The following is a 17,834-nucleotide window of genomic DNA, read 5'->3' on the forward strand; positions in this document are numbered from 1 at the left end:
GCTGGGTGAGCTGACGCCCACCGGCACCGCCCCGGCGCCGCCACGCGCCCTGTGCGCCCCGTGCGGGCCGCGTGGCGGCGCCGGGGCGGTGCCGGTGGGCGTCAGCTCACCCAGCCGAGCTGGACGGCGCGCACGCCCGCCTCGAAGCGGCTGCCGGCGCCGAGCCGTTCCATCAGCCCGGCCACGATGCGCGCCACCGTGCGTTCGGACATGCCCAGCTCGGCGCTGATGGTGGGGTTGGTCCGCCCGGACGCCAGTTGGGAGAGGATCTCCGCCTCGACGCTGCTCAGCCCCAGCGGCGACTCGTGTTCGTCGACGAAGAAGTCGGTGGCCTGCGACCAGTGGTGGTCGTACAGCCAGCGGAGGAAACCGAGGACGGAGGCGTCGCGGACGACGATCACGCCGAGGCCGGTGCGTTCGTGGTCGATCGGCAGCACGGCGCAGTCGTCGCCGTAGAGGATCATCCGGGTCGGCAGATGGCTCAGGCACCGGGCCTGGGCGCCGGCCGCCGTGATCCGGGTGACGTACTGGCCGGTGGGTTTGTGGCGCCGGGCGCTGTCCTGGAAGAGGATGCGCAGCTGACAGCCGCGGCTGAGGACCCGCAGGTCGTTGGGGAGGGCGGCGGAGAGCGCCTGTTCGCCCTGGCCGCCGCCCGGGGCCAGGGTGTCGACGGTGGTGGTGGCCGTGCGGGCCAGGTCGTCGATGACCGCGCGGATGTTGTCCAGGCCGCGCACCGTCTCGATGTCGCCGCGCGCCGAGCGCAGGGAGCGTGCCTCCATGTAGTGGGCGGAGAGCGCCTGCATCTTGGCGCGGGTGGCGCCGAGCGCCACCTGCAGCTGCAGGATCTCGTGCTCGGTGGCGGCGACCAGTTCCTCGGTGGCGGTCTCCGGGCCGACGGCGACCCAGCCGCCGGCGGGGGAGGTGCGCAGCAGGCCGAGCCTGGTCAGCTCGGACTCGGCGGCGACGACGACCTCAGGGGGCAGCCCGGCCCGGCAGCCCAGCTCGGTCACCGAGTCGGTGGGATGGGTGACGCGCAGCCGGTAGACCTGCACGGCGGCGGCGGAGAGGCCGCTGGGGTGGTTCACCGGGTACTCCGCCGGAAGCCGCGGCGGGTCCGGGAACCGTGGGAGTCGCGGGGGCGGTGCGGCATGGCCTACGACAGCCAGCCGTTCTGGGCGGCGCGCACTCCGGCCTGGAACCGGCTGTCCGCGTCGAGGCGTTCGAGAAGTGCTGAAACGATACGGCTGACGGACCGGACGGACATCCCCAGCTGGTGGGCGATGGTCTCGTTCTTCTTCCCGGAGGCCATCAGCAGCAGCACCTCACGGTCCACACCGGTCGGCGCGGGCCCGGAGTCCGGCTCCGCCTCGCTGAACACCAGAGCCCTCGCCCAGTAGTGGTCGAAGAGCCGCTGCACGAAGCTCAGCACCGCCGTGTCGCGGACCAGTGCCACGCCCCGTGCCGTGACCTCCGGGTCCAGCGGCAGCACCGCGCAGTTGCGGTCGTAGATCAGCAGCCGGGACGGCAGTGAGGTGATCGAGCGCACCTGGGCGCCGGCCGCCGTGATGGTCGCCGCGTACTGGGCGGCGCCCGGCTTCTTCCGCGCGCTGTGCTGGAGCATCGTGCGCAGCAGGACGCCCCGCGCCAGGGTCTCCAGGTCCAGTCGCTCGGCGGCGCGGATACCCGCCTCGGTGAGGTTCCCGGGGATGAAGACATCGATGGACTGGGTGCTGGTCCGCGCCAGGTCGTCGATGACGGCGCGGATGTTGTGCAGCCCCTGGATGATCTCGATGTTGCTCCGGGTGGACCGCATGGAGCGGGCTTCGAGATAGTCCCCGGTGAGCGCGTGCAGGCGGGCGCGGGTCGCCGCCATCGCGATGCGCTTCTGGAGTATGTCCTGCTCGGCGGGGCCGAGCAGCTCGTCCGCGGCGCTCTCCGGGCTGATCGCCACCCACCCACCACCCGGTGACGTCCGTATCAGGCCGAGCGCGGAGAGTTTCGATTCCGCCTCCGTGACCTGCCCGGGTGTGATAGCAAGGCGCTTGGCCAGATGCTCCACCGAGTCCGTGGGGTGGATCACACGTCCTCGGTAGACCTGCGTGGCCACCGAGTCGATTTCATCGGATTCCTGCACGTTTCGTCCTTGCGCGAGAGCATCGGCTGCTGGCGTCAACCTGCCAGGCAGTATGACGCCAAGGCAACTCCCTCGACTACACCTGGTGCTTTCGGCAAGCATCGACATCAGCAGGGTCCCCAAGCCTGACGATATATGTGGATGCGGGAGTCACCGTGAAGAAGATAGTCATCAGCGCGACGGCAGCGCTGTTCGCCGTTCTCGCCCTTGCCGGCACGGCGAACGCTGACAACTACTGGGACAACGAGGGTGTCGCCTCAGCGCCGGTCCAGCCGGCCAACTACTGGGACTGAACCTCGTCCTTTTTAGCAGTAATTCCCCCACATCACGCCCCCACGTCAGAACCAGCCTGCGCGAAAACAGTCAGGAGGTGGTCCCATGACCCCCAGTCACCAGACCGCCGTACTGCTGAGCCCCTCGCCCGCCGTCGTTCGCGCGGTCCGGGCCGTGGGCGCGCGCAGCCTGGTACTGGCGGCGGACCTGACGGACCCGGCCGTGCGCGAGGCCGCCCTTTCCGCCGACGACGCCATCGCCGTCGACTGGACGGACCATCCGCGCCTGCTCGGCGTCCTCAGTCACTTCGCGGACTCCCCGCTACGAGGTGCGAACCGGCCGCGCGCGGCCGTGTTCGGGTTCGGGGAGACCAGCGCCCTGGCCGCTGCCCGCGCGAACGAGGCCCTCGGCCTCCCGGGCAACCCCCACGCGGCCGTCGCGTACCTCACCGACAAGGCGGCGCTCCGCGACCGGGTCAACCAGCTCGCCGCAACCCCCGTGCGGTTCGAGAGGTGTGACCGGGCCGCGGCTCTGGTGCCGGCTGCCGAACGAGTCGGCTTCCCCTGTGTGGTCAAGCCCCGCACCGGCTCGGGTGGCCAGGAAGTCCACAAGCTGCACGACGCGGCGGAGGCACACACCCTGGCCCGGCAGCTGGCACCGGAGCCCGCGTTCATCGTCGAGGAGTACCTCGACGGCCCCGAGTACTGCGTGGAGACACACTCCGCGCGCGGCAAGCACACCGTGCTCGCCGTCGCCCGCAAGCACACCACCGGTGCGCCCGAGTGCGGCGACATCGGATACGAGCTGCCTGCCGACCTCGGCAAGCGTGCCCTGTCGAAGATCCACAAGCTGGTGGAGGCCACGCTCAACGCCGCCGGCCAGCGCAGCGGACCCTCCCACACCGAGGTGGTCCTCACCGAGCGCGGACCCGCGCTCATCGAGTCCCACGCCCACCCCGGCGGGGACCGCATCAGCGAACTCCTCACCCTCGCCACCGGTGTCGACCGCTACCAGCTCGCGATCGCCACCACCCTCGACCTCCCCGAGCCCAAGCCCGCCGCCAGGGACCAGCACGCCGCAGCCCGGCTGCTGCCCCTGACACTCCAGACCCTGCACGACGCGGAACGCGCAGCCGACGCCCGCGCCGTGCCAGGAGTGGTCTCGGTGGAGCTGGGTGCACCCCTAGGCAGTCATGCTCCGGCGGCCACCAGCCGGGTTGCCGGGCATGGCGTCATCACTGCCACCGGGGCCACCCCGCAGGAGGTGGCCCGGGCGCTGCGCGCGGCCGAAGACCGGCTGATCCCGGCCCGGGCCACTTCCTCCAGCGAAGGCTCCTCGAAAGAAGAGGAGCTCAGTGCCGTCTGACCTGCTGTCCCCACCGGCCCTGCCGAGCACGCCCAGACCACGAGACGAACTCCTCATCCCCTCCTACGTCCTGGAACGCCGCGACGAGTACGGCACGGTGGGCCAGCGCGGCATCGTCGGCTCCCTCGATGTCCGCGGACCCGACAGCGGCCACGTCCTGCGCCACACCCAGGTGGACGAACGCGGCGTCGCCTCCCACCTGCGCACCCTCCGCGACCGCGGGGGAGTGCGGGACCCGCTGCTGCTGGCCGCCCCCGACCTCGGGGCCTTCGACGAGTGCGTCACCGACACCATGTCGCACCCGCCGGACCTGCTGCTCGCCACCCCGGACGACGGCGAACTGCGGCTGTGGGCCTGCGACCGGCGCTGGACCACGGTCCCCCCGCCGCTGAGCCCGGTCCTCCTCGCCGACGGCCACCACCGGCTGGAGGCGGCCCGCCGCCTCTACCGCACCCGCCCCGGCCCGACGACCGGACGGCTGCCCGCGCTCGTCGTCGACCACGCCCGCCACCCGCTGCGGCTGGGCGCCGCCCACCGGGTCGTCGCCGGCCTCGACCTGCGCCGCGCCGTCGCCGCGGCCGGCCGCTTCGCCAGAGTGCGGCTGCGCCCACCCAGCTCCGCCCTCGTCCCCCCGCAGCGCGGCAGTTTCCTGCTCACCGGCCACGGCCAGAGCTGGGAGGTCTCCGCGATCTCCCCTGCCCTGCTCGCCCGGCGGCTGCGCTGGCTCCCCTCGGAGTGGGCGGAACTCGACGCCGCGGTCTGCGACCACGTGCTCATCCCCCTGCTCTGCGTCGAGCAGGGGCTGGAGCCGGACGTCGGCTACACCACCAGCCGCCCACCCCCGGGCCAGATCGGAGTGGTGCTGCCCGCGCCCACCTGGAACCAGATCTGGTCCAGCGCGGCCGGCGGCAACGGGATGCCACCCAACAGCACCACCCTGGGACCGGGACCCATCCCGGAGCTGCTCGCCTACCTCGGCTGAGCGGCCCACCCGGCGGCCACCGCCGCCCACCGGCTCCCGCGCGGTACGGACCCCCCGCTGTACCGCGCGGGCACCGGCGCCGTCGCCCGGCGTGTCCACCGCGCCGGGCGGCGCGCGCCCTTTCCGTGCCGCTTCCGTGCCGCTTCCGCGCCGCTTCAGTGCCGCTTCCGCGCCGCCCGTTCGGGCCGTCCGCTGCCCCGCCCCACCGGCCCCGGCACCCCTGGTGTCCGCGGTGGCCGGAAAGCGTGACCGCCCCCCGCCCACCCGAGTGCGGAGGGGTCCGGCGCCGTCGCCGTGGGTGTACGGTTGGCGGCTGCTCAGTGGACACTGGAAAGGGGCCGGAGCCTTGGACGTCCGGGAGTGGGAGATCCGCGGCGAGCAGGGTCACTTGGACGCCGTGTACCGGCGGCTCGAGGAGAAGATCCACGAGGCCGAGTTCCTGATGGACGACGCCGCCAAGCGCGTGCAGGTCGGAACCCCCGGCGCACTCGCCGAGCGCGACGCCCAGGTGTTCCGGGCCGGGATGCACCTCAACCGCCTCAACAGCGAGTTCGAGGACTTCCTCTTCGGCCGCATCGACCTGCTGCGCGGCAAGGACGGTCACCGGGGTCCCGACGGCGCCCAGACCTCGGTCGAGCCGGCCGACGACGCCGTCCACGAGGACGAGGCGGGCAGCCCCGTCGCCGACATCGCCGAGACCCTGCACATCGGCCGCATCGGCGTCCTCGACGCCGACTACGTCCCGCTCGTCATCGACTGGCGGGCGCCGGCCGCCGCGCCGTTCTACCGGGCGACGCCGGTCACACCGGGCCGCGTGGTGCGCCGCCGCGTCATCCGCAGCAAGGGCCGCCGCGTCACCAGCGTCGAGGACGACCTGCTGCGCCCCCGCCTCAAGGCCGTACTCGACGGCGAGGAACTCCACGTCGTCGGCGACGGCGCCCTGATGGCCTCCCTCGGCCGGGCCCGCGGACACGCCATGCGCGACATCGTGGCCTCCATCCAGGCCGAACAGGACGAGGTCATCCGCGCCCCCGCCGCCTCCGTCACCGAGGTCAGCGGCGGACCGGGCACCGGCAAGACCGCGGTCGCGCTGCACCGCGCCGCCTACCTGCTCTACCAGGACCGGCGCCGCTACGCCGGCGGCATCCTCGTCGTCAGCCCCACGCCCCTGCTCGTCTCCTACACGGAGGGCGTGCTCCCCTCCCTCGGAGAGGAGGGCCAGGTCGCGATCCGGGCCCTCGGCTCCCTCGTCGAGGGTGCCGAGGCCGACTCCTACGACGAACAGGCCGTCGCCCGGATCAAGGGTTCGGCCCGTATGGCCCGGGTGCTCGCCCGGGCGGCGCGCGGCGCGCTGCAGACCGGCGACCAGCCCGAACGCCTCCGCGTCGTGGCCATGGGCAGCCGCGTCGAGATCGACGCCGCCCGGCTGCGCGAGGTCCGGGAAGCCGCCCTCGGCGGCACCGCCCCCGTCAACCTGCTGCGGCCCCGCGCGCGCCGGCTGCTGCTGGACGCCCTGTGGTCCGCCAGCGGCGGCGCCACCCGGTTCGAGGACCCGCAGCTGGCCGCCGAGGCCCGCGACGCCTTCGGAGAGGAGGTCGCCGACGAGGACGCCTTCCAGGAGTTCCTGGCGCGGTGGTGGCCGGAGATCACCCCGCTCCAGGTACTGCGCGCCATGGCCGACGAACGGCGGCTGGGCCGCTGGTCGCGCCGGGTGCTGCCGCAGGGCGAGGCCCGAAGGCTCGCGCGGTCGCTGCGCCGGATCACCCCCGACGGCCGGGGGCTGTCCGCGCACGACGTGGCGCTGCTCGACGAGCTGCGGAGCCTGCTGGGCGCGCCCGCCCGGCCCAAGCCGCCCACCGAGGAGGACATCCTCGCCGAGCTCGGGGTCGCCGAGGTCACCACCTACGCCGACCGGGCCGCCGCCCGTGCCGCCCGGGCCGAGGAGGAGGGCGACCGGAAGGACTACGCGCACATCATCGTCGACGAGGCGCAGGACCTCACCCCCATGCAGTGGCGCATGATCGGACGCCGTGGACGCCGCGCCACCTGGACTGTCGTCGGCGACCCGGCGCAGAGCTCCTGGACCGCGCCGGAGGAGGCCGAGGCCGAGCGGTCGGCGGCCCTCGGCACCCGGCCCCGCCGCCGTTTCGAGCTGACCGTCAACTACCGCAACCCGGCGGAGGTCGCCGAGGTGGCCGACCGGGTGCTGGCCCTCGCCATGCCCTCGGCGCGCCCGCCCCGCGCGGTCCGCTCCACCGGGCTGACACCCCGCTACCGCACCTGGGACGGCGCGCGTGACGGTGGCGACGGCGCGGGCAGTGGCGGCGACCGTGCGGCCGGGGGCGGCGACCGTGCGGGCGGTCTGGGTGCGCTGGTCCGGGAGGAGACCCGGCGGCTCCTCGCCGAAGTCGAGGGCACCGTCGGCGTGGTGACCGCCATGTCCCGGCGGGCGGAGGCGCGCGACTGGATCGGCGAGCTCGGGGAGCGCGCGGTGGCGCTGGGCAGCCTGGAGGCCAAGGGGCTGGAGTACGACGCGACGCTGGTGGTGCGGCCCGCGGAGATCGCCGACGAGTCCCCGGCCGGGCTGCGCGTGCTCTACGTGGCGCTGACCCGTGCCACCCAGCGGCTCACCGTGGTGGCGGGGCCCGGCGACGAACCGGACGCGGACGGCGTGCCCTCGCTGCTCAGCGACCTGGACTGACCGCCCGGGGCCGCGGTCCGCCCGGGGCCGCCCCGGTGGTGCGCCGGATCCTGGGCGCGGGAGGCAGGCGTGCCCGGCGAGTGTGCGCCCCCGGCAGGCCCCTCCGGCAGCGGTCGCCCCGGCGAACTCCGGGCGACCGCTGAAACTCCGGCGGCTCTTTGTTACCGTGGTGGAGGCACCGGCCCGATCCATGCCCCCGGGCCCAACCTTCGTCGCTACGAGCGACCACTTGCCGCGAGGCGAGCTGGCGGGTCGGTGCCACCTACTTCAAGCGCCCCGCGTCCCCGGACGTGGGGCGCTTCGCCGTCCGGGCGCGCTGACGCGATGGGGCGCGATCCCGGGCACCGGTGTGACGGTGCGGTACGGGCGCCTTGCTCACGCGGCTCGGGGCGTGCGTGTCATGCGGCGTCGGACGTACGGTCCTCCTCTTCCGGCCGCAGTTCCCGCTCGTACTCCGTCTTCGCGGTCTCCAGCAGCCGGCGCCAGGACGTGACCGTCGGGCGCCGGCGCAGCAGTGCGCGCCGCTCCCGTTCGGTCATACCGCCCCAGACGCCGAACTCCATGCGGCTGTCCAGTGCTTCGGCCAGACACTCCGTCCGAACCGGACAGCCGGTGCAGACCGCTTTGGCGCGGTTCTGCGCGGCTCCCTGGACGAACAGTTCGTCCGGATCGGTGGTGCGGCAAGCCGCCTTGATGTTCCAGTCCACAACCCAGCTCATGCCGGTGCCGTCCTCTCCCGAATCGAGGCTCCCCCACGGCGGCAAGTGGCATATTCACCCTTGCCAGTTGAGGACGTTACGGAAGGTAGGCGGGTGGCAACACCCCCACTGGGTGCAATCTCAAATGATCCGATCGGACTAGGTGCGACGAGGATGTCACTCGATGGAGTGATAAAACCGGTGCTCGGGCGAGTGAGGGATCGGTTCAGACCCGGCTAATCGGGCGTCATCGGCCACATGCTCCGCTCGTCGTACTTCACTCCAACGGGTGAGTCCTTTCTTGACGCCAGCGTCAACGAGCGGGTAGAGGCCGATAGCCCTATGGCATAGGCCAACGCTGGTGTGCGCCTCCGGGTGGGCGTGCGCGCCTTCAGCAACGGCGCTCGGCGCGGCGGTTGCGCCCCTCGTGGGCGCCGGTGGGCGCTGATGGACCACCTGTCCGGCGGGGCCGGGGTGCGGCCCACTTCTCGCAGCGTGGAAAGATACTTTCATCTAAGGGGTGCGGTTACCGCGTACCACCCGGTAGGTGCGACGATTCCGGAGCACCACCCCGAACCACAGGGAACAGCGAAGGAAGTCGGCATGGCAACGGCGCCCAGCGTCTCGTACTCGATGACAGTCCGGCTGGAGGTGCCCGCCAGCGGCACCGCGGTCAGCCAGCTCACCACCGCGGTCGAGTCGTCCGGCGGTCACGTCACCGGCCTCGACGTCACCGCTTCCGGCCACGAGAAGCTGCGCATCGACGTCACCATCGCGGCGAACTCGACCGACCACTCCGACGAGATCGTCCGCAAGCTGCGGGAGATCGAGGGCGTGACCCTCGGCAAGGTCTCGGACCGTACCTTCCTGATGCATCTCGGCGGCAAGATCGAGATGAGCTCGAAGCACCCCATCCGCAACCGTGACGATCTCTCGATGATCTACACGCCCGGAGTGGCGCGGGTCTGCACCCAGATCGCGGCCAACCCCGAGGACGCCCGCCGGCTGACCATCAAGCGCAACAGCGTCGCCGTGGTCACCGACGGCTCCGCCGTCCTGGGCCTGGGCAACATCGGCCCGCAGGCCGCCCTGCCGGTCATGGAGGGCAAGGCCGCCCTGTTCAAGCGGTTCGCGGGCATCGACGCCTGGCCGCTCTGCCTGGACACCCAGGACACCGACGCCATCGTCGAGGTGGTCAAGGCCATCGCCCCCGGCTTCGCCGGGATCAACCTGGAGGACATCTCCGCGCCCCGCTGCTTCGAGATCGAGGCGCGGCTGCGTGAGGCGCTGGACATCCCCGTCTTCCACGACGACCAGCACGGCACCGCCATCGTCGTCCTCGCCGCCCTCCACAACGCGCTGCGCGTGGTGGGCAAGGAACTGGCCGACGTCCGAGTGGTGATGTCGGGCGCGGGCGCCGCCGGCACCGCGATCCTGCGGCTCCTGCTGGCCGCCGGTGTCGAGCACGCGGTCGTCGCCGACATCCACGGCGTCGTCCACGCCGGCCGCGCCGACCTGGCCGACGCGGACGCCGACACCCCGCTGCGCTGGATCGCGGACCACACCAACCCCGACGGCATCACCGGCACCCTCAAGGAGGCCGTCGTCGGCGCCGACGTCTTCATCGGCGTCTCCGCCCCGGACGTGATCGACGGCTCGGACGTCGCCGCCATGGCCGACGGCGCGGTGGTCTTCGCCCTGGCCAACCCGGACCCGGAGGTCGACCCGGGGGAGGCTCGCCGGACCGCCGCCGTGGTCGCCACCGGCCGTTCCGACTTCCCGAACCAGATCAACAACGTGCTGGTCTTCCCGGGTGTCTTCCGCGGTCTGCTCGACGCCCAGTCCCGCACCGTCGACGAGTCGATGATGCTGGCCGCGGCCCGCGCGCTCGCCGACGTGGTGCAGGCCGACGAGCTGAACCCCAACTACGTCATTCCCAGCGTCTTCAACGAGAAGGTGTCCGGTGCCGTCGCCGGAGCCGTCCGCGAGGCCGCGCAGCGGGCCCAGGAGGGCTGAGCGGCGCGGTTCCGCGTCACGCCCGGCGTGCCGGCCGCGTCCGCGCGCCGACGGGGCGGCCTCGGCCGCCCCGCCGGGCGTGACGAGGGTGCCGGACGGAAGATCTGGCCGGGCTCCGGCGCGCGGCCGGGGTGCGCGCACGCCGTGCGACGCGGCGTGCGCCCCCGGTGTCCGGCGGGTGGCGCCGCGCTCCGAACTCCGCGTACCGGTGACCCGGGGCGGCGCGTCGGGTTGCGGGCGCCGGTCGGCCGCCCTTTAGGGTTACACGCAGGCCAGAGATGGCGCCGGATTGGCCATCGCGCCCCTGGTGGGGGCAGGATGCGTACCCGGGCGCGAGGGCTTCACGAAGACAGACCCGGGTCCAGGGGTGTCCGAGGGCCCTGGCAGCATCGGCTTCGATCTCACGCCTCATCGGCAAGAAGAACACGGGAGTACGAACTATGAACCGCAGTGAGCTGGTAGCCGCTCTGTCCGAGCGCGCCGAGGTGACCCGGAAGGACGCCGACGCCGTTCTGGCGGCGCTGGCCGAGGTGACCGGTGAGGTTGTCGCCAAGGGCGACGAGAAGGTCACCATCCCCGGTTTCCTGACCTTCGAGCGCACCCACCGTGCCGCTCGCACCGCGCGCAACCCGCAGACCGGCGAGCCGATCAAGATTCCGGCCGGGTACAGCGTCAAGGTCTCCGCGGGCTCCAAGCTCAAGGAAGCCGCCAAGGGCAAGTAAGGCGCGGCGCGGCCACGCCGCGCACGACGTCTCACACCGATGGGGCGGCCGTCCGGAAACGGACGGCCGCCCCATCGGCGTTGCCGGGCGCCGCCTCGGAGCGGTGCCGGGAGACGCGGAACGGCCCGCCCCGGCGTGCGGGACGGGCCGTTCGGTTCGCCGGGACCGCCGGGAACCCGGGGGAGGCTCAGGAGCCGTTCGGGCGCTCCACCCGGGCGCCGAGGCTCTCCAGCTTGTCCATGAAGTTCTCGTAGCCCCGGTTGATCAGGTCGATCCCGTGCACCCGTGAGGTGCCCTGCGCGGCGAGTGCCGCGATCAGGTAGGAGAAGCCGCCCCGCAGGTCGGGGATGACCAGGTCCGCCGCCTCCAGTTTGGTCGGCCCGGAGACCACCGCGGAGTGCAGGAAGTTGCGCTGGCCGAAACGGCAGGGCGTGCCGCCCAGGCACTCGCGGTACAGCTGGATGTGGCCGCCCATCTTGTTGAGCGCCTCGGTGAAGCCCAGCCGCGACTCGTAGACCGTCTCGTGGACGATCGACAGGCCGGACGCCTGGGTGAGGGCCACCACCAGCGGCTGCTGCCAGTCGGTCTGGAAGCCGGGGTGCACGTCCGTCTCCAGCGCGATGGCCTTCAGCGGACCGCCCGGGTGCCAGAACCTGATGCCGTCGTCGTCGACCTCGAACTCGCCGCCGACCTTGCGGTAGGTGTTGAGGAAGGTCACCATCGACCGCTGGTCGGCGCCGCGGACGTAGACGCTGCCGCCGGTCGCCAGCGCGGCGCTCGCCCAGGACGCCGCCTCCAGGCGGTCGGGCAGCGCGCGGTGGGTGTAGCCGTTGAGGCGGTCCACACCGGTCACGCGGATGGTGCGGTCGGTGTCGAGCGAGATGATCGCGCCCATCTTCTGCAGCACGCAGATGAGGTCCTCGATCTCCGGCTCCACCGCGGCGTTGGACAGCTCCGTGACGCCCTCGGCGAGCACTGCCGTCAGCAGCACCTGCTCCGTGGAGCCGACCGACGGGTACGGCAGCCGGATCTTGCAGCCGCGCAGCCGCTGCGGAGCCTCCAGGTACTGGCCGTCGGCCCGCTTCTCGATGGTGGCGCCGAACTTGCGCAGCACGTCGAAGTGGAAGTCGACCGGCCGGCCGCCGATGTCGCAGCCGCCCAGACCCGGGATGAACGCGTGCCCCAGGCGGTGCAGCAGCGGGCCGCACAGCAGGATCGGGATACGGGAGGACCCGGCGTGCGCGTCGATGTCCGCGACGTTCGCCCGCTCCACGCGGGAGGGGTCCATCACCAGCTCGCCGGGCTCCTCGCCGCTGTGCACGGTGACGCCGTGCAGCTGGAGCAGCCCGCGCACCACGCGGACATCACGGATGTCCGGCACGTTGCGCAGCCGACTCGGCGCGCTCCCGAGCAGGGCGGCGACCATCGCCTTGGGTACCAGGTTCTTGGCGCCGCGAACCCGGATCTCTCCCGAGATCGGGGTGCCTCCGTGTACAAGCAGAACGTCGTCGGTCATGGAACTCGCGATCTGGGCAGACGAATACGGACAGGTGACCGTTCCGATGGTACGGGTGAGCGGACGGTACCCCGGTGCCCCCGCGCGAGGAGCGGCCGTTCGCGCCACCCGGCCGACCGGTTCCCGCCCACGTCACCCGGCCGCCGGGGCCGGGGCCGGGGGGCGGGCCGCGTGCGCCGTGTCACACCGCGCCGCCCCTTCGGGCGGAGGTCCGGCGGACGCCTCCCGGCCGTGGTCCGCATGCGGAATCATGAGCGCATGACAGATGTGTCGACCACCGGCCGGCTGCTCGTCGCCGCCACCGCGCTGACGGACCCGTCGTTCCGGCGTTCCGTGGTGCTGGTGCTCCAGCACGACGAGGACGGCGCGATCGGTGTGGTGCTCAACCGCCCCGGTGACACCCCGGTGTCCGAGCTGCTGGAGAAGTGGGCGCCGCTGGCCGGTGAGCCGGCGGTCGCCTTCAGCGGCGGGCCGGTCGCCCTCGACGCCGTTCTCGCCCTCGCCGTCGTGCCGCGTGGCGCCCCGCTCGGCTGGCGCCGCGTCTCCGGCGCCATCGGCATCGTCGACCTCGACGCCCCGCCCGCCGTCCTCGCCGACGCCGTGAGGTCGCTGCGGGTCTTCGTCGGCTACGCGGGCTGGGGCGCCGGGCAGCTGGAGGAGGAACTGGAGGAGGGCGCCTGGTACGTGGTGGACGCCGAGCCCGGTGACCTCTGCGTGGAGGACCCCACTCCGCTGTGGCGCTCGGTGCTGCGCAGACAGGGCGGGAACCTGGCGATGCTGGCCACATATCCGGATGACCCGTCGCTCAATTAGGCTTGGTGCTCATGAGCACTCTCGAGCCCGAGCGCGGGGCGGGAACCGGCACCCTCGTCGAGCCGACCCCGCAGACGACCCATGGCGATGGCGACCACGAGCGGTACGCCCACTACGTCCAGAAGGACAAGATCATGTCCAGCGCGCTCGACGGCAGTCCCGTCGTCGCGCTCTGCGGCAAGGTCTGGGTGCCCGGCCGGGACCCGAAGAAGTACCCCGTGTGTCCCATGTGCAAGGAGATCTACGAGTCGATGAGCTCCTTCGGCAAGGGCAAGGACGGCAAGGGCGGCAAGGGCGGCGACAAGAAGTAGCCGCCTGAGGGCCGCCGCTGCGCGGCCTGCGGTGCGCGGCCTTGGGTGCGGACGGGGCGGGCCGGTTCGGTTCGCCCCCGTTGCCCCTGGTGCAACGGCTCTCGCGCCGCCGCACCGGCCCCGGCACCATGGTCGGCATGACGACCTCCGCCGCAGACGCGCCCGCCCCCGGCCCGGACCACGGTCCGGCCCTGCTGCCCGCCGCCCGCTCGGTCCGCCCCGGCGACGGGCGACTCGTCCTCGACGCCTCGACCGCGCTCGACGCCGGGCCCGGAACGGAGACCGTGGCCCGGGTGCTGCGCTCGGAACTCTCCGCCGCGACCGGGCTCCCCCTGCTGCCCCCCGGGCCGGAGGGGGCGGCCACCGCGGTGCGCCTGCGGATCGATCCGGACGCGGTCGACGGCGAGGAGGGGTACCGCCTCTCCGTCGGCGACCGCGAGGCGGTCATCACCGCCGGGTCCGCCGCCGGCGTGCAGCACGGCACCCACACCCTGCGGCAGCTGCTGGGCCCCGCCGCCTACCGCCGTTCGCCCCTGCCCGGGGCGCGCTGGGAGCTGCCGGCGGGGGAGATCGAGGACGGGCCCCGGTTCGCCTGGCGCGGCTTCATGCTCGACGTCTCGCGCCACTTCATGCCCAAGGACGGCGTGCTCCGTTATCTCGACCTGCTCGCCGCGCACAAGCTCAACGTCTTCCACTTCCACCTCACCGACGACCAGGGCTGGCGCGTCGAGATCAAGCGCCACCCGCGTCTCACCCAGGAAGGCGCCTGGCGGCCCCGCAGCCGGTTCGGCCACCGGGCGTCGCCGCTGTGGAACGAGCAGCCGCACGGCGGCTACTACACCCAGGACGACATCCGCGAGATCGTCGCCTACGCGGCCGACCGCAACATCACCGTCGTCCCCGAGATCGACATCCCCGGCCACTCCCAGGCCGCCATCGCCGCCTACCCGGAACTGGGCAACACCGACATCGCCGACGGCAACGGCATCGACGTCTGGACCGACTGGGGCATCAGCCCCCGGGTCCTGGCCCCCAGCGAGTACACGCTGCGGTTCTACGAGGACGTCCTGACCGAGCTGCTGGAGCTGTTCCCCGCCGAGTTCGTGCACCTCGGGGGCGACGAGTGCCCCCGTGACCAGTGGAAGCGGTCACAGGCGGCGCAGGCCCGTGTGGCGGAGCTGGGCCTGGACGGTACCGAGAGCCTCCAGCCGTGGATCATCGGCCATTTCTCCCGCTGGCTCGCCGAGCGCGGGCGCCGCCTCATCGGCTGGGACGAGATCCTCGAAGGCGGTCTGGACGAGGGCTCCGCCGGGCTGGCCCCCGGTGCCGCCGTCTCCTCGTGGCGCGGCTACTCGGGCGGCGTCGCGGCCGCCCGCGCCGGGCACGACGTGGTGATGTGCCCGGAGCAGCAGGTGTACTTCGACCACCGCCAGGCCGACGGCGACGAGCCCTTCCCGATCGGCTACGTCCGCACGCTGCACGACGTCTACCGGTTCGAGCCCGTACCGCCGGAGCTGGCCGGCACCGACGCGGAACGCCATGTGCTCGGCGCCCAGGCCAACCTGTGGACCGAGGTCGTGCACGACCGGCGCCGTGCCGACTACCAGGCGTTCCCCCGGCTCTCCGCCTTCGCCGAGGTCGTCTGGTCGCAGCTGCCGCCGCCCGCCGACCGCGACACCGCCGCCTTCGACCGGCGGATGGAGGACCACTACGCGCGGCTGGACGCGCTCGGCGTCGAGTACCGGCCGCCGGGCGGCCCCCACCTGTGGCAGCGCTCGGTGCTTCCGGAGGGGGTCGAGGGTTCGCTGGGCCGTCCGCTGGAGGGCGAGCCGCCGGCGCGCTGAGTTCCGTCGTCGGCCGTCCGTCGTCCGTCGCCTGTCCGTCCTCGTCCGGCCGCCCGCGTGCGGGTCGGGGGAGCGGACTCCCCGCCCGTGCGCCCTGGATGCGCGCGGGCGGAGCGCGTGGTGCGCCCGGCGCACGTCATCGGCTGCCCGCACCACGCCCGTCCGGGCCGGTCCGCGAGGGCTCGCGATCGCGCGCGACAGGTCGCTCCGTCAGGGACGCGCGGCCGTCTCCTCCTTGGCGTGGCGGCCCTGTCGGACCCGCCGAACGCCGCCCCTCGCGCCCCTCCGCCGGGGCATCGCGGGCCCGTGCGTGCGCGAGCGCGGTGCGCGCCCCCACGGGCTTCCGGGCGACGGGTGAACCCCGGGCTCTGCGGTGGCGGAAGATATGCCAGAGTTGCCACTTCCGGGCCGCGAGCACGTAGCGTACGGCCAACGGCCAAGACGACCGGGGAAGGGGCGTCCGGACTTGAGCACGCACGCACCGCACACGGCGCAGCCGGTGGCGCTCCCGGCGACGCTCGACGAGGCGGTCGACGCCCTGGCGGCGGAACCCGCCGCCGTCCCCGTCGCCGGCGGAACAGACCTGATGGCGGCGGTCAACGGCGGCCTGCTGCGCCCCACCGCCCTCGTCGGCCTCGGCCGGGTCGCCGAACTGCGCGGCTGGGAGTACCGCGACGGCCACGCCCTGCTCGGCGCCTGTCTGACCCACGCCCGCATGGGGCGGCCGGACTTCGCCGCGCTGATGCCCGGGCTGGCCGCGGCCGCGCGGACCGCCGGCCCCCCGCAGATCATGAACGCCGGGACCCTGGGCGGCAACATCATCAGCGGCTCGCCCACCGGCGACACCCTCCCCGTGCTCGCCGCGCTGGAGGCGAGCCTGGTGATCGCCGGCCCCGGGGGTGCCCGCCGTGACGTCCCGGTCAGCGACCTGCTGGTCGGCCGGGAACAGCTGAGCCCCGGTGAACTCCTCGCCTACGCCCGGGTGCCGCTGCTGCACGCGCCGCAGACCTTCCTCAAGGCGACCGGGCGCACCGGCCCCGGCCGGGCCGTCGCCTCGGTCTGTGTGGCGCTCGACCCGGCGCACCGCGAGGTGCGCTGCGCGGTCGGTGCCATCGCACCGGTGCCGTTGCGCCCGCTGGAGGCCGAGCAGTGGATCTCCTCGCTGGTCGACTGGGACGGCGCGCGCACGGTGCACCCGGAGGCGCTCACCGCGTTCGGGGACTACGTCGCGATGACCTGCATCCCCGACCCGGAGCCCGACCCCGGGACCGGCGAGATCGCCGCGCTCTCCCCGGGCCTGATCCATCTGCGGCGTACGGTGGCCGCGCTCGCGCGGCGCGCACTGGGAAGGGCTCTGTCGTGAACGCACGTGCAGCGACCGCCGGCAGGCGGGTGACGGCCGGCGGACGACCGGCGGCACGTCCGGCGGGGCGCGGGCGCGACGAGGCCGCCCGGTACGACGACACCACCGGGCACGGCCACCGGCCGGGGGCCCCCGGGGAGGCACGGTGAACGACCAGCGGCACTGGCCGGAAGGCCACGACACCGACCCGCGCTATCCGGACGCCCCGGCGCCCGGCACCAGTTGGGGCGGAGAGTACGACAACGACGCCACCGCCTTCGTGCAGCTGCCGGAGGAACTGACGCAGGCCCAGGGCCCCGGCGACCCGCTGGCCGCCCCGGGCCACGGCTACCGGCCGCCGGAGATCGGAACGGCCGCGGGCCCCTTCCCGCCCGGTGGCCCCTCCGCGGTGACCCCGGCACCGGCCGCCGGTGACCCGTCGTCCACGGGCTCCTGGGAGCTGCCGTTCGGGACGGGGCAGCCGCCCGCCCCCGTCTACGACCCGGCGCCCGCGCCGCCGGCCGGCGGTGAGCCGGCCACCACGACACAGAACGCCGCCGCCGCGCTGGCCGGCGCGCATCAGGGACGCATCCGCCGCCGCCCCCTGGGCGGCGGCCCGGCGGGTGACACCTCCGGTGGCGGGGTGCCGTTGCCGCCGCAGGGCACGCACCAGCCGCCGGTGGTCGCCGACCCGGTCGCGGACCCGCCCTCGGGCCCGGCCGTGGACCTCGGCATTGACGAGGTCGTACCGCCGGAGCGTGCCGGGGCGATGATCCCGCCCGGTGGCGGCGCGCCGCCCGCCACCGGTCATCTGCCCGCCGACCCCTCGCTGGTGCCGACCCCGTTCGTGCAGGACGCGGGCGTCCCGGGCCGGGCCGCTCCCGCCGCGCCGGCGGTGCACTCCGGCGACTTCGACGCGTCCGGCCGGTACACCGGAGGGCCTCTCGCGCCGGGCACGTCCACGTCCGGCACCGCTCCGTCCACGGGGCCGGACGAGTTCGGCGACCCGCGGACCGACTCCCACGCGGGCACCACCCACCCGTGGGAGCACGTGCAGGCGCCGATCCCGGCACAGGCCGACGCCGGGGCCCTCGCACCGCCCGCCCACCCCGAGTCC

At 73.7% G+C, this 17,834-nt stretch carries 14 protein-coding genes and 1 pseudogene; 11 read left to right on the top strand and 4 right to left on the bottom strand.

All coding sequences use genetic code 11. From position 1 onward, the window contains the following. Nucleotides 1–101 precede the first annotated feature (101 nt). Nucleotides 102–1,085 carry a helix-turn-helix transcriptional regulator gene (locus tag E0D90_RS13325; protein WP_227870197.1) on the bottom strand — a complete coding sequence of 328 codons (984 nt, stop codon included), beginning with the start codon at nucleotides 1,083–1,085 and terminating at the stop codon, nucleotides 102–104. Nucleotides 1,086–1,153: 68 nt separating this feature from the next. After that, entirely contained in the window at nucleotides 1,154–2,134 is a 981-nt protein-coding gene (locus E0D90_RS13330) for a helix-turn-helix transcriptional regulator (protein WP_227870198.1), read from the bottom strand. Between the two features lie 155 nt (nucleotides 2,135–2,289). Between E0D90_RS13330 and E0D90_RS26595 the strand changes: the two genes are divergently transcribed. The 4 genes from E0D90_RS26595 (at nucleotide 2,290) to E0D90_RS13345 (ending at nucleotide 7,455) form a co-directional block, all read left to right on the top strand. Next, on the top strand, nucleotides 2,290–2,427 hold the full coding sequence (locus E0D90_RS26595) for a hypothetical protein (protein WP_157996862.1): 138 nt from the start codon (nucleotides 2,290–2,292) through the stop codon (nucleotides 2,425–2,427). Between the two features lie 85 nt (nucleotides 2,428–2,512). Beyond that, nucleotides 2,513–3,772, top strand: coding sequence for an ATP-grasp domain-containing protein (locus E0D90_RS13335; RefSeq protein ID WP_130798257.1), 1,260 nt, complete (start codon nucleotides 2,513–2,515; stop codon nucleotides 3,770–3,772). Continuing rightward, nucleotides 3,762–4,754: a DUF1015 family protein gene (locus E0D90_RS13340; RefSeq protein ID WP_103502749.1), complete on the top strand. Its 993-nt coding sequence runs from the start codon at nucleotides 3,762–3,764 to the stop codon at nucleotides 4,752–4,754. The genes E0D90_RS13335 and E0D90_RS13340 overlap by 11 nt, the downstream gene beginning before the upstream one ends. Before the next feature lie 346 nt (nucleotides 4,755–5,100). Beyond that, nucleotides 5,101–7,455, top strand: a complete 2,355-nt coding sequence (locus E0D90_RS13345) for a HelD family protein (protein ID WP_227870199.1) — start codon at nucleotides 5,101–5,103, stop codon at nucleotides 7,453–7,455. Nucleotides 7,456–7,853: 398 nt separating this feature from the next. On the opposite strand, the gene E0D90_RS13350 is transcribed toward E0D90_RS13345, so the two are convergent. Next, nucleotides 7,854–8,174, bottom strand: coding sequence for a WhiB family transcriptional regulator (locus tag E0D90_RS13350; RefSeq protein ID WP_103502748.1), 321 nt, complete (start codon nucleotides 8,172–8,174; stop codon nucleotides 7,854–7,856). 582 nt (nucleotides 8,175–8,756) lie between these two features. Here E0D90_RS13350 and E0D90_RS13355 point away from each other — a divergent pair. Both E0D90_RS13355 and E0D90_RS13360 read left to right on the top strand, forming a co-directional pair. Further along, nucleotides 8,757–10,169 carry an NAD-dependent malic enzyme gene (locus E0D90_RS13355; RefSeq protein WP_103502747.1) on the top strand — a complete coding sequence of 471 codons (1,413 nt, stop codon included), beginning with the start codon at nucleotides 8,757–8,759 and terminating at the stop codon, nucleotides 10,167–10,169. A gap of 440 nt (nucleotides 10,170–10,609) precedes the next feature. Beyond that, a complete protein-coding gene (locus E0D90_RS13360) occupies nucleotides 10,610–10,891 on the top strand; it encodes an HU family DNA-binding protein (RefSeq protein WP_103500676.1) in 282 nt (93 codons plus the stop codon). A 187-nt stretch (nucleotides 10,892–11,078) separates the two neighbouring features. Here the strand turns inward: E0D90_RS13360 and murA are convergent, their stop codons facing one another. Continuing rightward, on the bottom strand, nucleotides 11,079–12,407 hold the full coding sequence (murA, locus tag E0D90_RS13365; RefSeq protein ID WP_130798259.1) for a UDP-N-acetylglucosamine 1-carboxyvinyltransferase: 1,329 nt from the start codon (nucleotides 12,405–12,407) through the stop codon (nucleotides 11,079–11,081). 258 nt (nucleotides 12,408–12,665) lie between these two features. On the opposite strand from murA, the gene E0D90_RS13370 reads away from it, so the two are divergent. From E0D90_RS13370 to E0D90_RS13390, 5 genes and pseudogenes are all read left to right on the top strand, one after another. Next, nucleotides 12,666–13,220: a YqgE/AlgH family protein gene (locus tag E0D90_RS13370; protein WP_130798261.1), complete on the top strand. Its 555-nt coding sequence runs from the start codon at nucleotides 12,666–12,668 to the stop codon at nucleotides 13,218–13,220. 11 nt (nucleotides 13,221–13,231) lie between these two features. Continuing rightward, on the top strand, nucleotides 13,232–13,531 hold the full coding sequence (locus E0D90_RS13375) for a DUF3039 domain-containing protein (protein WP_170214968.1): 300 nt from the start codon (nucleotides 13,232–13,234) through the stop codon (nucleotides 13,529–13,531). A gap of 137 nt (nucleotides 13,532–13,668) precedes the next feature. Then, nucleotides 13,669–15,375, top strand: a complete 1,707-nt coding sequence (locus tag E0D90_RS13380; RefSeq protein ID WP_130798263.1) for a beta-N-acetylhexosaminidase — start codon at nucleotides 13,669–13,671, stop codon at nucleotides 15,373–15,375. A gap of 466 nt (nucleotides 15,376–15,841) precedes the next feature. Beyond that, nucleotides 15,842–16,738: an FAD binding domain-containing protein gene (locus E0D90_RS13385; protein WP_103500672.1), complete on the top strand. Its 897-nt coding sequence runs from the start codon at nucleotides 15,842–15,844 to the stop codon at nucleotides 16,736–16,738. A gap of 145 nt (nucleotides 16,739–16,883) precedes the next feature. After that, nucleotides 16,884–17,834: pseudogene (locus tag E0D90_RS13390) on the top strand (hypothetical protein); the annotation flags it as partial.

Source organism: Streptomyces otsuchiensis, from assembly GCF_004305975.1.
Lineage (GTDB): Bacteria > Actinomycetota > Actinomycetes > Streptomycetales > Streptomycetaceae > Streptomyces > Streptomyces otsuchiensis.

Coding starts and splice junctions, on each gene's coding strand:
- E0D90_RS13350 (WP_103502748.1), bottom strand. CDS start 8,174: ATGAGCTGGGTTGTGGACTGGAACATCAAGGCGGCTTGCCGCACCACC.
- murA (WP_130798259.1), bottom strand. CDS start 12,407: ATGACCGACGACGTTCTGCTTGTACACGGAGGCACCCCGATCTCGGGA.
- E0D90_RS13380 (WP_130798263.1), top strand. CDS start 13,669: ATGACGACCTCCGCCGCAGACGCGCCCGCCCCCGGCCCGGACCACGGT.
- E0D90_RS13370 (WP_130798261.1), top strand. CDS start 12,666: ATGACAGATGTGTCGACCACCGGCCGGCTGCTCGTCGCCGCCACCGCG.
- E0D90_RS13335 (WP_130798257.1), top strand. CDS start 2,513: ATGACCCCCAGTCACCAGACCGCCGTACTGCTGAGCCCCTCGCCCGCC.
- E0D90_RS13360 (WP_103500676.1), top strand. CDS start 10,610: ATGAACCGCAGTGAGCTGGTAGCCGCTCTGTCCGAGCGCGCCGAGGTG.
- E0D90_RS13355 (WP_103502747.1), top strand. CDS start 8,757: ATGGCAACGGCGCCCAGCGTCTCGTACTCGATGACAGTCCGGCTGGAG.
- E0D90_RS13375 (WP_170214968.1), top strand. CDS start 13,232: ATGAGCACTCTCGAGCCCGAGCGCGGGGCGGGAACCGGCACCCTCGTC.